Source organism: Bordetella genomosp. 5 (assembly GCF_002261475.1).
Taxonomy (GTDB): Bacteria; Pseudomonadota; Gammaproteobacteria; order Burkholderiales; family Burkholderiaceae_B; genus Bordetella.
Genome location: NZ_NEVN01000002.1, coordinates 14,483 through 30,333, shown reverse-complemented (window position 1 = coordinate 30,333; position 15,851 = coordinate 14,483). Strand labels below are relative to the sequence as shown.

Genomic DNA, 15,851 nt, shown 5'->3' with positions numbered 1-15,851 from the left:
CGATGCCCGGCAAGAAAACCACGACGTCCACCGCCAAGCCGGCGGCCAAGAGCCCCGCCAAGACGGCCACCAAGAGCGCGGCCAAACCCGCCGCCAAGCGTGCCAAGGCGGGCGGCGCCGACGGCCAGAGCCAGCTCGCGCTGGACACGGCCTTCCTCAACACCGACAGCGGCCCCGCCACGGGCCCCGCGCCGGATGCCGCGCACCCGGCGCTGCAGCGTGCCTCGGCCACCCAGGCCACGGTCGCCGGCCGTCCGCACAACGACGACAAGGCGGCCGAGTACGGCGAAGCCGCGCGCTGCCCGTACACCGGCGCGCAGGTGCCGCCGGCCGACGACAGCGTGGGCGCGAGCTCGCTGTCGGAACAGGTGCAGTCGCCCAAGACCAACGGCGCCGCCGAACCCGGCGTGAATGCCGCCGATGGCCGACTGGCACGCGTGCGCGCCGACAGCACCGGCCAGCGCCTCACGACCAACCAGGGCGTGCCGGTAGCGGACAACCAGAATTCGCTAAAGGCCGGGCTGCGTGGCCCCGCGCTGCTCAAGGACTTCATCCTGCGCGAGAAGATCACGCACTTCGATCACGAGCGCATTCCCGAGCGCATCGTGCATGCGCGCGGCTCGGCCGCGCACGGCTACTTCGAGTGCTATGAGCCCCTCACCGAAATCACGGCCGCGTCGCTGTTCGCCGAGGCCGGCAAGCGCACGCCGGTGTTCGTGCGCTTCTCGACGGTGGCGGGCGAGCGCGGTTCGAAGGACACCGCGCGCGACGTGCGCGGCTTCGCGGTCAAGTTCTACACCGACGAAGGCAACTGGGATCTGGTGGGCAACAACATGCCCGTCTTCTTCATCCAGGATGCGATGAAGTTCCCCGACCTCGTGCACGCCGTCAAGCCCGAGCCGCACCACGGCATGCCGCAGGCCGCCTCGGCGCACGATACGTTCTGGGACTTCATTTCGCTGAGCCCCGAGTCCACGCACATGATGATGTGGGCCATGTCGGACCGCGCGATCCCGCGCAGCTACCGCATGATGCAGGGCTTCGGCGTGCATACCTTCCGCTTCGTGAACGCGCAGGGCGTGTCGCATCTGGTGAAGTTCCATTGGACGCCGGTGCTCGGCACGCACTCGCAAGTGTGGGACGAGGCCGTGAAGGTGTCCGGCGCCGATCCCGACTTCCATCGCCGCGATCTGTGGGAAGCGATCGACTCCGGCAATCCGCCCGAGTGGGAACTCGGCGTGCAGATCTTCACCGACGAGCAGGCCGACGAGTTCAGCTTCGACGTGCTGGATCCGACCAAGATCGTGCCCGAGGAACTCGTGCCGATCCGCCCGATCGGCCGCATGGTGCTGGACCGCAACCCGGACAACTTCTTCGCCGAGACCGAGCAGGCCGCGTTCTGCGCGGCGCACATCGTGCCGGGTCTGGATTTCACGAACGATCCCCTGCTCGCGGGCCGCATCCACTCCTACGTGGACACGCAGATCTCGCGCCTGGGCGGACCGAACTTCCACGAGATCCCGATCAACGCCCCGCTCGCGCCCGTGCACAACAACCAGCGCGACGGCATGCACCGGCAGACCATCAATCGCGGCAAGGTGGCCTACGAGCCCAACTCGCTGGCGGGCGGCTGTCCGTTCCAGGCCGGATCGGCCGGGTTCGTGTCGTTCCCCGAGCCGGTGCAGAGCGATGAGCTGCGCGGCAAGCCCGAGAAGTTCGCCGAGCACTATGCACAGGCCACGCTGTTCTTCGAGAGCCAGACCGAGTGGGAGCAGCAGCACATCATCTCGGCCTTCGCGTTCGAACTGAGCAAGGTGACCGTGCCCGCGATCCGCGAGCGCATGGTGGCGTCGCTGCGCAACGTGTCCGACACGCTGGCGCAGGCGGTCGCCGATGGCCTGGGCATGGACCTGCCCGAGCCGCTGCCGCGCGCGATGCCCAACCCGCCCGAGCCGGAGGTCACGCAATCCCCGGCGCTGTCGCTGACCTTCCGCCCGGGTGACGCCGGCATCGCCACCCGCAAGGTGGCGCTGCTTGCCGCGCCCGGCGTGGACGGCGCCGCGACGCGCGCGCTGGCCCAGACCCTGATCGACGCCGGCGCCGTCGTGCGCCTGATCGGCCCGCGCATCGGCACCCTCGCCGACCGCGAAGGCAATATGCTGGACGCCGACGGCTCGCTCGAGAATCAGCCCAGCGTGGTGTTCGACGCGGTGGCGGTTCCCGGTGGCGACGAGGCGGTGGCGGCACTGCAACGCGACGGCCGCGCACTCGAGTACGTGCGCGATGCCTTCCGTCATGGCAAGACGCTGCTGGCCATCGGCAGCGGCGCCGCGCTGTTCGAGGCCGCGGGCCTGCCCATCGAGCAGGCCGACAAGGGCCTGATCGTGGCCGGCGGCTGGGACGAGTCGGCCGCGCAGGCCTTCATCGAGGCGATCGCCGCGCACCGTCATCCGGAGCGCGAGACCGATCCTCCGGCGGTGTAATACCCCGTCGCGCAGGCAGTGGGGCGGTCTACGGACCGCCCCATTTTTTTGCGTGAGCGTGATGGCGCGACGTGCCGCTTCCGGCGCGGGGCCCTGCGCACCGCCCTCTACTCACCAGCGCTGCGGGACCTTGCGCAGCTCGGCCGTGTCGTAGCCCATGCCGCGCACGCGTTCCACCAGCTCGGCGTACACGTCGTCGGGTAGCGTGGGCGTGCGTGCCATGATCCAGACATAGTCGCGCTTGCTGCGGCCTACGATCGTGCGCTGGTAGTCCGCGTCGAGCCAGGCGATCACATATTCCGCCTTGATCGGCCAGATGAACTGCATGCCCCACACCGCGTTGCCGGTATCGGGGCGCACCGTCCCGACCGGATGCATGGTGTCGACCGGCGCCTCGAAGCTGCCGTCCCGGTACTCGAAGTCGGTCTGGACCTTGCCATCGGGGCGCAGGGTATAACGCTCCAGCGCGTTGTAGGCGTTGCGCTCGGGCCAGCTCGGGATGTGCGCGATCACATACCAATCGCCCATGAAGCGCGGCAGATCCACCTGCGGCACCGGGGGTAAGGGCGGCGGCGACGAGCACGCCGCCAGCAGGGACAGCGGGAGGAAAGTCAGCCAGCGATGCCAGCGTTGCTTGCGCATACGAATTCTCCTTCAGTCGGGCCGCACGAAGCGGTAATGGGCCACCAGCCACTCGCGACCCTGGCGGTAGCCGAAGAGTTCGGCGCACGCCATCCAGAACATGCGCCAGCGCTGGAACCACAGCGGCGCGAGGTCGGGGCCATAGGCCTCGCTCAGCACGCGCATCACCTCGGCCTTGTTCGCATCCTGATTGGCGAGCCAGTGATTGGCCGTGCGCTCATAGTGGGTGCCGTCCACCAGCCAGCGCGATTCGAGCCGCAGGTCGCGCTGGAACCAAAGCAGGGTGTCGGCCGCCGGCATGATGCCGCCCGTGAAGAAGTGACGGCCCAGCCAGTTGTCGGCGCCTTCGGTCTCGAACGGGTACATCAGCGTGCGGTGCGCGAAGATATGCACGAACAGTTTTCCGCCCGGCCGCAGCCAGCCGGCGATCGAGCCGAGCAGGGTCTGGTAGTTGCGCATGTGCTCGAACATCTCGACCGACACGCAGCGGTCGTAGGCGGCCTGGGGCAGTTGCAGCGTGTTCACGTCGCAGGTGATCACGCGCACGTTGTCCAGCCCGCGCTCGCGGCATTGCGCTTCGATATGCTGGCGCTGCGACGCGGAGTTGGACACCGCGGTGATGCGCGAGGCCGGGTAGTGCTCGGCCATCCACAGCGTGAGCGAGCCCCAGCCGCAGCCCAGCTCGAGCACGTCCTGCCCGTTGGCCAGACCGGCGCGCACGCCATAGAGCTTCAGCATGGCCTCCTCCGCCGTATCGAGCGACTCCACTCCCTCCGGATACAGGCAGCCGGAATACTTGAGGCGTGCGCCGAGGCACAGACGAAAGAACGCCGCCGGCAGCTCGTAATGCTGCGCGTTGGCGGTATCGGTGTGGATGGCGAGCGGCGCACGGCGCAACGCTTCGGTGAGCGACTGCTGCCGTTCCGCCTGATGGCGCGGATCGTCCGCCATTTCGTCGTTCAACCGTTGCGCGCACAAGCGGCGAATGCCCGCGCGCACCACCGCGTCCGGCAACCAGCCACGTTCGGCCAGGCCCAGGACGCCGGGCGCCGGCCGGTCGAGGGCGAGTTCGATATCCTGCATCAAGCGCGTATTCATGAGCGATCCTGCCTGTGGGTCGAATGAGACTTGGGAAACCAGGGAAAGAACATGGCGGTCTCGCGCTGATACGCGCGATAGTCGTCGCCACGCGTGCGCAGGGCCTGCTTCTCGGTGAACGGAATGCCGCTCACCCAGCGCAGGAACACGTACATGATCACCGGCCCGCTCAGGCTCAGCCAGAACAGCGGCGAGCCCCAGGCGAGCACCACGTAGGCGAACCAGTGACACCATTCGAAGAAATAGTTGGGATGCCGCGAATAGCGCCACAGCCCGGCGCGGCAGGTCTTGCCCCGGTTCGCGGGGTTCGCGCGCCACGCGGCCAGTTGCCGGTCGGCCAGGGTCTCGCCCGCCACCGCGGCCAGCCACACGACGAGCGCCAGCACGGCGCGCGCGGGCGAGAGCGGGGCCGTGTTTGCGGCCACCGCCACGAACGGCAGGGCAAACAGCACGACCAGACCCGCCTGGAACAGGAAGAAGCCGTAGAACTTGCCCTGGTGGCCGTTCCAGTGCGCGCGCAGGGCGCGGTAGCGTCCGTCTTCTTCTTCGGCGCGCACGCGGCGCCAGATGTGCCAGGCCAGCCGCGCCGACCAGATGCCGGCCAGCAGCGCGAGCAGCACGCGGGTGCCGGCGGTGCCCACGCCCGTGAGCGCGGCCAGCAGCGCCCCGCCGCCGACGCCGGCAGCCCAGACGGCATCGACGATGCCCGCGTTGCGATGGCGCCGCTGCCAGGCCCAGGCCACCGACATCGCGCCTGCCATCAGCACGGCAAGCACCAGGAGTTGTTCGAACCAGGTCATGCGGCTGTCTCCCGTTGCTCGTCGCTCATGTGCCGCGCCACCGTGGTCAACAGCACGAGGGCAATGCTCCAGCCGGCGCTCAGCCAGGCGACGGTGTAGATCACCGGCGTCTCGAAAATCACGGCACGCCAACCACGCGCCGCACCCCAGTACGCCAGCGGGCCGCCGACCGCGCCCGCCAGCCAGGCCAGCACCGGGCGTCGGCGCAACCAGCCCATCGAATGGTTCAGCGTCAAGGCAAAGGCGATCCACACCGCCAGGATCCAGACCGGCGCGCCGCCAGGAGGCAACGCCGGCGAGGAGGCGGTATGACGCAGCAAACCGCTGGCCGTCAGCGCCCCGTCGAGCAGCAGGCCGCACACCAGTGCGGCGAGGACCAGCCACAGGTCGGCTCGCCAGTGTCGGGACCAGGCCAGTTGCAAGGCCACGAACACGCCCGCCGCGATCACGGCCGGCCAGGTCAACCCCTGTCCCGCGCCCATGACGGCCGCGAACCACACGGCCTGGTAGCCGATCAGGTTGAGCCACAACGCCATCACACCGCTCCCTCGCACGCCGTCCAGCGTGCCTGGCTCGGCCGCGCACCGGGCCGCGTCAGCAGCAGGTGCGACACGCCGATGGCGCGTTCCGCAAAGCCACCTTCGCAATAGGCCAGGTAGAACTCCCACAGCCGGATGAAGCGCGCGTCGAAGCCCTGCGCCTGCACCTCGGCCACGTTCACCAGAAAGCGCGCGCGCCAGGCGGCCAGCGTCCGGGCATACGACAGGCCGAAGTCTTCGAGGTGCACCAGCGCCAACTCGGTGGCGCGCGTCTTGGCCGCGAGCATGCCCTGCACGGAGGGAATGAAGCTGCCCGGAAAAATATGGCGCTTGATGAAGTCGACCGAGCGCACGGCCTGCGCATAGCGGTGGTCTTCGATCGTGATGGCCTGGATCAGCGCGCTGCCGCGCGGCTTGAGCAGCGACTCGATCTTGGCGAAATAGGTTTCCTGGTAGTCGGCGCCGATGGCTTCGATCATCTCGATCGATACGAGCTTGTCGTACTGGCCCTGCAGATCGCGGTAGTCGCACAGCTGCACATCGACGCGATCGCCCAGGCCCGCCTCGGCCACGCGTTCGCGTGCCAGCGTGTACTGCTCGCGCGAGATGGTCGCGGTGGTGACCTTGCAGCCGTACTCGCGCGCGGCGTGCAGCGCGAAGCCGCCCCACCCCGTGCCGATTTCCACGACGTGCTCGCCCGGCTTCAGATCGAGCTTGCGGCAGATGGTGTCGAGCTTGCGCCGCGACGCCGCCTCCAGCGTGTCCTGCGGACCGTCCCACAGCGCCGACGAATACATCAGATCGGACGAGAGAAACAAGGCGAAGAACGGATTGCCCAGATCGTAGTGCGCGGCAATGTTGCGGCGGCTGCCCTGCTTGGTGTTGGCGCGGCGTGCGTGCCAGGCCTTGAGCAAGAGCCCGGCCACGCGGGCCATGCCGGTCTCCATGCCGTCGAGCAGCGCGCGATTGCGCACCAGCAACCGCACCAGGCCGACCAGATCATCGGTCTGCCACAGGCCGTCGCCGTAGGCCTCGCCCGCCCCCACGCTGCCCTGCATGGCCAGCACGCGGTAGAACGCCAGATCGTGCACGCGCAACCAGACGGGCGCCTGCCCCACGACGGCCTCGCCCAGCAGCACGCGGTCGACCGGGTCGTCGATCACGAGCGCGCCGCCGCGCAGGGCCGAGAGGGTTTCGATGACGCGCTTGCGCAGCATGCGATCGAGCGCGCCGCCGGTGCCGACCTGGCGCGCCGCCGCATCGAGTGCACGGTGCTCGGGGCGTGAGGTGGGTTTCATGACAGCTCCTTGCCCCCGCCACTATGGCGAGGATGATCGTGAACAGGGGTGTGTTTGAGCCACAGGCGCAACGCCTGCCAGTGAATGGCGCCCATGACCTGCAGCGTCATGAGCGGATAGCGCCACAGCACGCGGGCCAGCGCGGCGCCGTCGAGCGCACGCCGCTGCAATGCCAGGTCCGCGTCGAACTCGGCGCGCGCGCCGCGCAGCACCTTCATGTGCACGCGCAGGTCGTCGCCCGGCTCGGTGAAACGCCAGTCATAGCCGCGCTCCATGCCCATGAACGGCGACACATGGAAGCGCTTGTCGAAGCGCCACGACCACACCCGGCCGTGCCGCTCGGCGTCGTCGCGCGGCAGCACGTAGGCATGGCGTTCGCGCCACGGCGTATTGGTCACCTCGGCCACGATGCAGTCGAGCTCGTGGCCGTCCGGGCCGAAGCAGTAATAGAAGCTGACGGGGTTGAACACATGGCCGCCATAGCGCAGGTGCGCCAGCATGCGGATCGGGCCGGACGGCGCGACGCCACGCACGGCACGGATGCGCTCGCGCACGGCATCGGCCAGCGGCTGCGCGGGGTCCCCGAGATAATCCGCGCGGCGCCATTGCGCCAGGTTGGAACGATTCACCGACCACAGCCAGCGGCGATCGAACACCCGGTCGATCTCGTCCAGGTCGAGGTAGAGCTGGGCCATGCGGTAGCCGAAGGCGTGCGGCACCGGCAGATGCCGGGTATGCGTCACGCGCCCCTCGTACACGGCGCTGTGCAGCGGGGCGTTCATGCGGCGGCCTCGTCGGGTTGCATGAAGGCCGAGCGCAGGCGCGCGCCGGGCGTCCAGACGGGCTCCGCGCCCAGCGCACGCGCCACGTCCACGGCGCTGCGCACGCCGTCCTCATGAAAGCCCCAGCCCCAATACGCGCCGGCGAACCAGGTGTGGCGCCGGCCCGATATCTCGTGCCGGCGGGCCTGCGCGGCGACCGACTCCAGCGTGTACACGGGATGGTGGTAACGCATGCGCCGCAGCACCCGGCCCGGATCGATCGCATCGCTGCGGTTCAGCGTCACGATGAAGGGCTCGGGCGCGTCCAGGCCCTGCAGCAGATTCATGCAATAGCTCACCGTGCAGGGCTGGTCGCGGTCGGCGGGCACGTAGGCGTTCCAGGCCGCCCAGGCCTTGCGGCGCGACGGCAGCAGCGAGGCATCGGTGTGCAGGACCACGTCGTTGGGCTGATACGTGATCGCGCCCAGGATCTCGCGTTCGGCGGCCGACGCGTCGCCCAGCAGCGCAAGCGCCTGATCGCTGTGGCAGCCGAACACAACGTGATCGTAGACCTCGGAGCGATGGTCGGCCTGCACCAGCACGCCATCGGGCAGGCGCAGCACCTGCTGCACCGGGCAGCCGATCCGCTCGGTCACGTTCCAGCGCCGCCGCATCGCGCGGATGTAGGTCGACGAGCCGCCCTGCACCACGCGCCACTCGGGCCGCCCCGAGGCCTGCAGCATCTGGTGGTTGGCCATGAACTGCACGAGATAGCGCGCGGGAAAGGCCAGGATGCCCGCGGGCGGCGCCGACCACAGCGCCGACGCCATCGGCACCAGATGGTCGTCGCGAAAGGCCGCGCCATAGCCGTGCTCGTCGAGATACTCGCCCAGGGTCGGGCCCGGGCCGGTGTCGTGCAGCAGCGCGGGCGCCTCGCGGTAGAAGCGCAGCAGGTCGCGCACCATGCCCGCGAAGCGCAGCGACAACAGGTTGCGGCGCTGGCAGAACAGACCATCGAGATTGGTCGCGTTGTATTCGAGCCCCGAGGCGGCGTTCTGCACCGAAAAGCTCATCGTCGTCGGCTGCGAGGCCACGCCGAGCTCGTCGAGCAGCCGCGTGAAGAGCGGATAGTGCGCCGGGTTGTGCACGATGAAGCCCGTGTCGACCGCGTAATAATGCGCGCCGCGCTCGATCTGATGCGTGTGCGTGTGCCCGCCCAGATAGTCGTTGGCCTCGAACAGCGTCACCTCGTGGCGGCGCGACAGCAGATACGCACTGGTGAGCCCGGCGATCCCGGCTCCGATGACGGCGATGCGCATGCTCACTCCTTGGCGCGGGCCAGCACCCACGCAGGTACGGATTTGAGATCCCAGATCAGGCCGCAGGCCGCCAGCAGGCGCAGGCCGTACCAGGTGATGTCGATCTCGCGCGCACGGAAGCCCTGGCGCGCCGAGCCGGGATAGAAATGATGGTTGTTGTGCCAGCCCTCGCCGAACGTGAGCAGCGCCAGCCAGACGTTGTTGCGGCTGTCGTCGTTGGTCTCGTAGCGGCGCCGGCCATAACGATGGGCGAGCGAGTTGATCGTGACGGTGGCGTGAAACAGCACCACGGTCGAGATGAAGAATCCCCACACCAGCATCTGCGCGCCGCTGGTGCCCCATTGCGGCGCTACGCTCTCGAGCAGCGCGCCCAGGCCGTAGAGCAGCGCGCCGAGCGCGGCCGGCACGGCCACGTCGTAGCGGTCGAGCCAGCGCAGTTCCGGGTAGTCGCGCAGATCCGGCACGCGCGCGAGATCGGTGGCGAAGGCGCGATGCGTGAGGAACCAGCCCATGTGACTGTGCAGAAAGCCGACCTGCGACGGCGCATGCAGATCCTGCCCGGTATCGGCATGACGATGGTGATGGCGGTGGTGCGCGGCCCACCAGAGCGGCCCGCGCTGCGCGCACGATGCCCCCAACACGGCGAACACGAACTGCATGGGCCGAGAGGTGCGGAAGGCGCGATGCGAGAAATAGCGGTGATAGAAACCGGTGAGCGCGAACATGCGGACCGCGTACAGCAGCAGCGCCACGCCCGCCGCGACCGGCGAGACGCCGGTCCAGAACACGCCGAGGCAGCCCAGGTGCAGCAGCACGAACGGCACCGCGCGGGTCCAATCGATCTGGCGGCCGGCGCTGCGCCGCTCGTCGCGGGTCGAACCGACCGCTTCCGTGTCCGACGGCTGCGTGTCGACCCAGCGCACGATCGCGGTCCAGGCGCGGCGGCGACCGGGCGGCGGCGTCTGGGAAATCGAGGAGGTGTGACGCGAAGACATGGTGATGTTCCTGATGCGTGGCTCTCTGTCTTCATCTACGTGGCAGCGCGCCATCTGGATTCACTGGGGTAAACCCGTAGCCGCGCAGGGTCCCGAGGCCGGGGCGGTCCGCGACGCCGGCGTCGCGGCCACGAACCGCGCGAGATCCTCCAGCACCGGCGCGCGCCAGCGCAGGCCGGGTGCCAGGGCCCCCACCAGCAGCCCGTGCCCGAGGCGTTCATAGCCGGTCGTCTGCACCTCGGCGCCCGCCTCGCGCAGGGCACGCGCCAGGCCGTCGGTGTTGCGCACGGGATCCACGGTGGTGTCGGCGCGCCCCGCCAGCAGCAGCGCGGGCGGCGCGCTCGCGCTCACATGCCGGATCGGCTGCGTATCGGCCGGCGTATCGGGGTACGGAAACACCGCCTGGAGCGAGCGCGAGGTGAGCGGCAGGAAGTCGTACGGACCGGCCATGCCGATCCAGCCGGCCAGCGCGGCGGGCGTGACGTCGCAGGCGCCCAGCCAGCGCGGGTCCAGCGCGACCATCGCCGCGTTGTAGGCCCCGGCGCTGTGGCCGGCCACGAACACCCGGCGGGCGTCGCCGCCATAACGGGCGGCATGCGCGAGCGTCCAGGCCACGGCCCGGGCGCTGTCCTGCAGAAAGGCGGGGTAGACGACCTGCGGATAGCGGCGGTAATCGGCCACCATCGTGACGATGCCGCGCGCGGCCAGCGCCGCGCCCACGAAGGCATAGTCGGCGCGGCTGCCGCTGCGCCAGCTGCCGCCGTAGAAGAACACCACGACCGGCGCCCCGCCGGTGGGAGATGCGGATGGCGATCCGGCGGCCGGCGATCCGGCGGCCGGCGCTCCGGCGGCCGCCTCCGGTCCATACACATCCAGCAGCTGCCCCGGCTCCGGGCCGTACGGCACGCCTTCGGCGCGCAGCCGGCCGCCATCGCCGGTGGCGTTGAGCACGGTGAAGGGAGAACATGCCGCCAGTAGCGGCGGCAATACCGCGGCGCACAGCGCCGCCATCAGGGTCTCACGCATGCGAGACCCCGCCGATCGTCCATCCGGGCGCCATGGCGCATCCTCGTTCAGGGCACATACCCTGATCTACGGACCACGCCCCGCAATGGATGCAGCGGGTGCGCGTGCGTCACCCGCCGCCCCCGCGCGGACTCAGATCTCCAGCACGTCCCCGCTCATGATGACCGGGCCGGTCGGCGAACCCGTGGGCGAGCCGCCGGGCGGCTCCAGACTGACGGCCAGCTGGCCGACGCCCGCCAGACCGCGCGGCCGCGAGAAGGCCGTCAGGCCTTGCGGCTGCACCAGGCCCAGCGACACCGGCGCCTGGCCCGGCGAGATCACCCACAGCTCGAGCGCCTTGCCATCGCTATAGGGCAACAGGTTCTGCAGCGTGTGCACATGCACCGCGCCCGTACCGTCGGCGCGCACCACCAGCATGGCTTCGGACTTGGGCGTCTGCAGCACCGCCATCATCTGCTCCTGGGCGGCGCGATCCACCTGCCCCGGGAAGATGACCACGCCGGCGATCAGCAACGCCGCCAGCCCGCCGCTCAGCAGCCGCCAGAAATACAGGCCGCTCCAGCCCCAGCGCGAAGGCGCGGCAATGCGCAGCCGCGCCTGAATGGCGCGCCAGACGCGCTGCGGCGGTGTGCTTGGCGGCAGCGACCAGACCAGCGGATAGATGTCGCCTTCCCAATCGCGCACCTGACGGCGCAGATTGGCGTCGGCGGCCATCAGCCCTTCGAAGCGGCGCCGCGCGCCGCCGCGCATCGCGCCCGAGACGTACTCGGCCGCCAGGCGCTCGCGTAATTGAGGATTTCCGTAATTCATGACAAACACCTCTTGAGGCGCTCCATGCCGCGGCGCACCCAGCTCTTGATCGTGCCGAGCGGGGTTTCCAGCCGGCGCGCGATATCGCCATGACTGAGGTCATCGAAGAACGACAGCGCGATCGCCATGCGCTGCTGCGACTCCAGTTGCTTCATGCAGTCCGCCAGCCTGCGGCCATCCTCGCCCGTCTGCAGGCGTTCGAAGGGGCCGGGCGCATCGTCGGCCCACGCCGCTTCGACCGCCCCGTCGGGGTCCGGCCGCTCGATATCCGGGCGGCGCAGCAGGTCGATGCAACGGTTGCGCACGATACGCGTCATCCAGGTCATGGGCTGGCTTTGCTGGGCGGAATACTGCCCCGCGTTGCGCCAGACACTGACGAAGCTTTCCTGGAGCACCTCCTCTGCCCAGTCGCTACGTCTCAACATACGAGTGGCGAGGGCAAACAGATGCGGGGCGCAGGTGCGATACAGCTCGGCGAGCGCGGCCTCCTGGCCGCGCGCGCAGTCCTGGAGCAGAGATTCCAGGTGTTTGGGATCAGGCATGGATGGCTTCCGTAGGGGCAGCTGACGCATCATGCGGGGTCTGGCCCCTCATACTAGCCCAGCCCGCGCCGCGCCAGAAGCACGGCGCGCCCCTACATCACCCGAACCGCGCGGCCGATGAACTGAATCGGCCCCGTGGGACGCCCGGTGGGCGAGCCCGTGGGCGGTTCGAGCGTGAGCTCGAAGAGCTGGTTGGGCACCAGCGGCGGCAGGTCGGCCAGCGGCACGCGCACCGTCTCGCCCGGCTTGACCAGCCCGAGCGACACCGGACCCGACCAGTCGTCGGCCTTGGTCCAGAACTGCAGCGCGCGGTCGGCCGGCACCTGCATCGCGGCCAGCGGCACCAGATGCACCGCGTCGCTGGCGCTTGCCTGCACCACCCAGCCCGGCGCCTGCGATTGCGGCCCGACCAGCACCACCACGTATTGCGGCGCGCCGGCGGGCGGTCGCGTCACGAGCACGCCGGCCAGAATCATCGCGGCCGACAGGCCCGCCGCGGTCAGTCCGCGCCAGAAGGCGAGGCTGTGCCACCAGCCGCTGCCGGCGCTGGTGCGTCCGGATCGTGCCGCCGGACGCGTGGCGCCGTCGAGGGTGGCGCTGATGCGCCGCCACAAGGAAGGCGGCGGCGTCTCAGGCGCGATCAGCGCGGTCAGGGGCGCGAGGCGCGCGTCCCAGTAGGCCACGGCGGCGCGCAAGGCCGCGTCGTGAGGCAAGCGCTCTTCGACGTAGCGTCGCTCGGGCGCGTCGAGCGTGCCCAGCACGTACTCGCCCGCCAGGGTATAGAGATGATCGTCGTCGGTGTCGGAGGGCATCATGACAGGCACTCCCGCAGCGCTTTCAGGCTGCGCGTGATCCAGGCCTTGACCGTGCCGAGCGGCGCACCGACACGGCGCGCGATCTCGGGATGCGACAGGCCCTCGACATAAGCATGCACCACGCAGCGGCGGCGTTCGGCAGGCAGCGCTTCCAGACAGGGGCCGATGCGGCCCGCCTCGTCACGCCAGCCGCCGTCGACCCGCTGCGACTGCCAATCGGCCAAGGCCTGCTCGGCATCGAAGCGCGCGGCGCCCGCCTCGTCGAGCACGGCCTCGCGCCCGTGGGCACGCACCAGGTCGAGCGCGAGATGGCGGGTCACGCTGTAGATCCAGCCCCGCGCCGAACCGCGCGCGGGATCGAAACTCGCCGCGCCCTGCCAGATGCGCACAAAGGCATCGTGCACGACATCTTCGGCGCGCGCGCCATCGCCCACGATGCGGCGGGCCACGCCATACAGGCGCGCCCCCTCCTGTTCGTAGAGCGCCGCAAGCGCGTCGCGGCGCTGCTGGGCGCACGCCTGCAGGGTAGCTTCGTAGTCGAACTCGGCGATGGACGTCGGCATGGGGCGAGCGGGATCGGGGCAAAATTGCCCGACGCCCTGGTGCCCGGCGCCGGAGGATTCCCGGGATATTACCGAGGATCCGCCGGTCTCGCAGCCTTCGTCCGTTCGCCGGCTCAGTTGGCCTTCCAGAAAATGTAGTCGGCCTGGTACGGCACGGTCATGCGCTGGCCCGTCGATTGGGCCGTGCACGGCGCGGTAGGCGCGACGCCACCCTTGAGCGCGACGCGCTGGATGTAGGTCACGCCGTTCAGCGCGCCCGCGCCCATCGCGGGATTGGCCTTGACCAGCTGATACGGCAGATTGCCGGCGCCGGACGGCGCCACGGCGAGCTGCGTGGCGGTCAGGCGCGAGCCGTCGTTCGCTTCCCAGGTCGCGGGCGGGCCGTAGTACTTGCCCACGGTCTTGCCGCTGCGATCCTTCAGCACCGCGTCGGGGCCCGCGAAGGTCCATTCGACCTGGCCCGGCATGTTGGCCTTGGGCTTGCATTCATACGTGATCTTGCCCGTGCCCACGGTTTCCCAGGCCACGCGATTGCCGGCCGGAACCTGAATCTCGGCGGGCAGGTTGGATTGCGAGTACTTCGACGAGCTGTGCGACATCGCGCCGCAACCGGCAAGAACGGTGACGGCGCAAAGGCTGCCGAGGAGGGATGCGTGGCGGATCATGCGGTTCTTCATGGCAGGTCTCCTGCTGAGAGTCGGATGGATGACGGCCGCGCAACGCGCCGTCATCAGGTACTACTCACCGGCCAGGAGAATGGATGCAGTCCGCCGCAAATATTTTTTTCGCCTTCGCGCGCCTTACGCGGCTTGCGGCGGCGCGGCCAGTTCCTGTGCCAGCGCGTCCGCGCGGGCGAGCGCCTCTTCGGCGCGGCCCGTGTCCGATTCCATCAGCAGCGCGGTACGGGCGTTCTTCGCGCCGCAGTAATCGAAGATGCCGTGCGCGAGCTGCGTCTGTATCGCGGTGTCGTAGCCATGGCGCTCCAGCAGGCCGGTGTCGGCCCCGCCCAGCGCCACCAGCTGCACCCGCAGACGGCCGAGCTTCTTGATCAGCTTGCCGTCCTTGTCCTCGAAGGCCCAGCCCTGGCTGAACACGCGATCGATCCAGCCCTTCAACAGCGCCGGCATGGACCACCAATAGATCGGGAACACCAGCACCAGCTGATCCGCGCGGTCGACCCGTGCCTGCTCGGCCAGCACATCCGGCGGAGGCGCCACCTGGCGCCGATGCACCGCCAGGTCGGCGGGGCCGAAGCGCGGGTCGAAACCCTCGGCGGCCAGATCGGCGAACTCGGTTTCCACGCCTTCGCCGCGCAGGCGCTCGCCGATCGCGCGGGCGACGGCGTGCGTGAGAGAGTCGGGGTCGGCATGGGCAATCACAATCAAGGTACGCATGGGGTCACTCCAAAAGGGGGCTAGGGGGTGGGCAGCGGCGCCCGCGAGCGCTACACTGACCATACCTACTTTTCGTATATACAAAACGTAGCCTACTTTTAGTACATAACGATGTCAAGCGCCCCGATGCCCACGCCTGCCCCCTCCCCCCGCCGCCGTCTGAGCCGCGAACAACGCCGCGCGCAATTGATCGAAACGGCGTGGCGCCTGGTGCGCGAAGAAGGCACCGACGCGTTGTCGCTCGGCCGGCTGGCCGAGGCCGCGGAAGTCGCCAAGCCGGTGGTCTACGACCACTTCAAGACCCGGCCGGGCCTGCTGGCCGCGCTCTATCAGGAATACGACGCGCGCCAGACCGCGCAGATGGACCAGGCCCTCGCCGGCAGCCCGGCCACGCTGGCCGCGCGCGCCGACGTGATCGCGAGCGCCTATGTCGGCTGCGTCATGCAACAGGGCAAGGAGATTCCCGGCGTCGCCGCCGCGCTGGCCGGCTCGCCCGAACTCGAGGCGCTCAAGTGCACCTATGTGGAAGGCTTTCTGGAGAAGTGCCGAGTCGCGCTCGAGCCCTTCGCGCCGGCGCAGACGCTCGACGCCGCGGGCCTGTGGGTGATCTACGGCGCGGCCGAATCGCTCTCCGAAGCCGCCGCCAGCGGCCAGCTCACCCCCGCCCACGCCCGCGCCGCCCTCGCCACCACCATCACGATGGTGGTGGAACGCGGCCGCGCTTTCGCGGCGGGGTGACGGGCGCATGCCCGACTCGGCCCGTGCC

At 69.6% G+C, this 15,851-nt stretch carries 17 protein-coding genes; 2 read left to right on the top strand and 15 right to left on the bottom strand.

Features of this window, described 5'->3' with window-relative positions; genetic code table 11:
- The first annotated feature begins 2 nt into the window (after positions 1 to 2).
- Positions 3 to 2,483, top strand: coding sequence for a catalase (locus CEK29_RS03715; protein ID WP_094857361.1), 2,481 nt, complete (start codon positions 3 to 5; stop codon positions 2,481 to 2,483).
- A gap of 111 nt (positions 2,484 to 2,594) precedes the next feature.
- Here the strand turns inward: CEK29_RS03715 and CEK29_RS03710 are convergent, their stop codons facing one another.
- From CEK29_RS03710 to CEK29_RS03640, 15 genes are all read right to left on the bottom strand, one after another.
- Positions 2,595 to 3,125 (bottom strand): lipocalin family protein, encoded by a 531-nt coding sequence (locus tag CEK29_RS03710; RefSeq protein WP_094803785.1) that lies wholly within the window; start codon positions 3,123 to 3,125, stop codon positions 2,595 to 2,597.
- 12 nt (positions 3,126 to 3,137) lie between these two features.
- On the bottom strand, positions 3,138 to 4,223 hold the full coding sequence (locus CEK29_RS03705; RefSeq protein ID WP_094857360.1) for an SAM-dependent methyltransferase: 1,086 nt from the start codon (positions 4,221 to 4,223) through the stop codon (positions 3,138 to 3,140).
- Positions 4,220 to 5,023, bottom strand: coding sequence for a DUF1295 domain-containing protein (locus CEK29_RS03700; RefSeq protein WP_094857359.1), 804 nt, complete (start codon positions 5,021 to 5,023; stop codon positions 4,220 to 4,222). The genes CEK29_RS03705 and CEK29_RS03700 overlap by 4 nt, the downstream gene beginning before the upstream one ends.
- Positions 5,020 to 5,559, bottom strand: coding sequence for a DUF2878 domain-containing protein (locus CEK29_RS03695; RefSeq protein ID WP_094857358.1), 540 nt, complete (start codon positions 5,557 to 5,559; stop codon positions 5,020 to 5,022). The genes CEK29_RS03700 and CEK29_RS03695 overlap by 4 nt, the downstream gene beginning before the upstream one ends.
- Complete coding sequence (locus tag CEK29_RS03690; protein WP_094803793.1) at positions 5,559 to 6,860, bottom strand: SAM-dependent methyltransferase; 1,302 nt, start codon at positions 6,858 to 6,860, stop codon at positions 5,559 to 5,561. Before CEK29_RS03690 ends, CEK29_RS03695 begins: the two co-directional genes overlap by 1 nt.
- Positions 6,857 to 7,642, bottom strand: a complete 786-nt coding sequence (locus CEK29_RS03685) for a DUF1365 domain-containing protein (protein ID WP_094857357.1) — start codon at positions 7,640 to 7,642, stop codon at positions 6,857 to 6,859. The genes CEK29_RS03690 and CEK29_RS03685 overlap by 4 nt, the downstream gene beginning before the upstream one ends.
- Complete coding sequence (locus CEK29_RS03680; RefSeq protein WP_094857356.1) at positions 7,639 to 8,940, bottom strand: NAD(P)/FAD-dependent oxidoreductase; 1,302 nt, start codon at positions 8,938 to 8,940, stop codon at positions 7,639 to 7,641. The genes CEK29_RS03685 and CEK29_RS03680 overlap by 4 nt, the downstream gene beginning before the upstream one ends.
- Before the next feature lie 2 nt (positions 8,941 to 8,942).
- Positions 8,943 to 9,935: an acyl-CoA desaturase gene (locus CEK29_RS03675; RefSeq protein ID WP_094857355.1), complete on the bottom strand. Its 993-nt coding sequence runs from the start codon at positions 9,933 to 9,935 to the stop codon at positions 8,943 to 8,945.
- A 60-nt stretch (positions 9,936 to 9,995) separates the two neighbouring features.
- On the bottom strand, positions 9,996 to 10,961 hold the full coding sequence (locus tag CEK29_RS03670) for an alpha/beta hydrolase (protein ID WP_094857354.1): 966 nt from the start codon (positions 10,959 to 10,961) through the stop codon (positions 9,996 to 9,998).
- Positions 10,962 to 11,093: 132 nt separating this feature from the next.
- Positions 11,094 to 11,771 carry an anti-sigma factor gene (locus CEK29_RS03665; protein ID WP_094803803.1) on the bottom strand — a complete coding sequence of 226 codons (678 nt, stop codon included), beginning with the start codon at positions 11,769 to 11,771 and terminating at the stop codon, positions 11,094 to 11,096.
- Positions 11,768 to 12,313 (bottom strand): RNA polymerase sigma factor, encoded by a 546-nt coding sequence (locus tag CEK29_RS03660; protein ID WP_094803805.1) that lies wholly within the window; start codon positions 12,311 to 12,313, stop codon positions 11,768 to 11,770. Before CEK29_RS03660 ends, CEK29_RS03665 begins: the two co-directional genes overlap by 4 nt.
- Before the next feature lie 92 nt (positions 12,314 to 12,405).
- Positions 12,406 to 13,128, bottom strand: coding sequence for an anti-sigma factor (locus tag CEK29_RS03655; protein ID WP_094857353.1), 723 nt, complete (start codon positions 13,126 to 13,128; stop codon positions 12,406 to 12,408).
- Positions 13,125 to 13,691 (bottom strand): sigma-70 family RNA polymerase sigma factor, encoded by a 567-nt coding sequence (locus tag CEK29_RS03650; protein ID WP_094803809.1) that lies wholly within the window; start codon positions 13,689 to 13,691, stop codon positions 13,125 to 13,127. Before CEK29_RS03650 ends, CEK29_RS03655 begins: the two co-directional genes overlap by 4 nt.
- Before the next feature lie 113 nt (positions 13,692 to 13,804).
- Complete coding sequence (locus tag CEK29_RS03645) at positions 13,805 to 14,368, bottom strand: DUF3455 domain-containing protein (RefSeq protein ID WP_094803811.1); 564 nt, start codon at positions 14,366 to 14,368, stop codon at positions 13,805 to 13,807.
- A gap of 123 nt (positions 14,369 to 14,491) precedes the next feature.
- A complete protein-coding gene (locus CEK29_RS03640; RefSeq protein WP_094803813.1) occupies positions 14,492 to 15,085 on the bottom strand; it encodes an NAD(P)H-dependent oxidoreductase in 594 nt (197 codons plus the stop codon).
- A 126-nt stretch (positions 15,086 to 15,211) separates the two neighbouring features.
- Here CEK29_RS03640 and CEK29_RS03635 point away from each other — a divergent pair, with 126 nt between their 5' ends.
- A complete protein-coding gene (locus tag CEK29_RS03635; RefSeq protein WP_217903858.1) occupies positions 15,212 to 15,823 on the top strand; it encodes a TetR/AcrR family transcriptional regulator in 612 nt (203 codons plus the stop codon).
- Positions 15,824 to 15,851: the final 28 nt, after the last annotated feature.